Annotated in this window: 1 protein-coding gene; it reads left to right on the forward strand. The window is 35.0% G+C overall.

The genetic code is table 11. From position 1 onward, the window contains the following. Positions 1–414: 414 nt before the first annotated feature. A partial coding sequence (gene repM / locus FTV41_RS14880) for a replication initiation protein RepM (RefSeq protein WP_179996779.1) occupies positions 415–1,196 on the forward strand: 782 nt, incomplete at its 3' end.

Genomic DNA, 1,196 nt, shown 5'->3' on the forward strand with positions numbered 1-1,196 from the left:
CATCAATCACTGTCAATTCAGAGCATCCCGAATGGGGGCGAACTATTGGCATCTGCTTCATGAGCGAAGCGAAAGAAAAAGCACATGAGCGAAGCGAATTCATAGTTGCTTTTGATCTTGCTTTTGCTTTTGAAACGACACGAGCGAAGCGAGTGCCATAGCCTTTGATTTTGCTTTTTTCCCTTTTTTTAATATTTTAAATATTTTAAATATTTTCGGGTCGTTTTTCGCCTATATAATCAATAACTTACAATCTTAAAAACGACATTTTGACTACTAACTACGACATTTTGACTACTAACTACGACATTTTGACTACTTAAAAACGACATTTTGACTACTAACTACGACATCTTGACTTTGTGTCGTAATAAGACATAATTGGATTGTGTCGTATAATTATAGAAGCGGATAATGAAAAATGAATTAGTAGTGAAATCAAATCAAGTTATTGAGGCTAGTTATCGTCTCTCTGTTGTTGAACAACGTGTTGTTTTATCAGCTATTGACAAGATACCTAAAATGTGTGAAGTGTCAGATGATGAAATTTATACTGTCAGTGTCCAAGACTTACAGGCTTTAGGGGTACATGAAAAAACAGCTTACAGAGACTTGAAAGAAGCTGTAAACCGCCTGTACGAGCGTTCTATCAGCCTAGATATTGACGATAAACTAATAAAAATGCGTTGGGTTCAACGTATAGAGTTTACAGAAAATCAGAGCATTGTTGCTCTTAGGTTTTCTAAGGATATATTGCCATTTATATCAAATGTAAAAGCTAATTTCACCCAATATATGCTATCTGAAGTATCAAAAATGCAAGGTGCTTATTCTGTCCGAGTGTATGAATTATTAGTTCAATACAAGGCAACTGGTGAGCGTTCTATTTCCATTGAAGATTTTAGATTTATGCTCGATTTAGGTACTAGGTATAAGCAATTCAATGACCTGTTAAAGCGAGTTATTGAGCCATCTGTAGACGAAATTAACGAACAATCAGATTTAAAAATTACAGCAACACCCCAAAAAACAGGGCGTAAATTCACTCATATAAAATTTACGATTAAGCAGAAACAAAAACCTAAGACACTAGACCCGAAACGAGATCCAAATACACCAGATTTCTTTATTCCTATGACCGATGCACAACGTCATTTGTTTGCTAATAAAATGTCTGAAATGCCCGAAATGTCTAA

The organism is Acinetobacter sp. YH16051 (assembly GCF_013417135.1).
GTDB lineage: Bacteria > Pseudomonadota > Gammaproteobacteria > Pseudomonadales > Moraxellaceae > Acinetobacter > Acinetobacter towneri.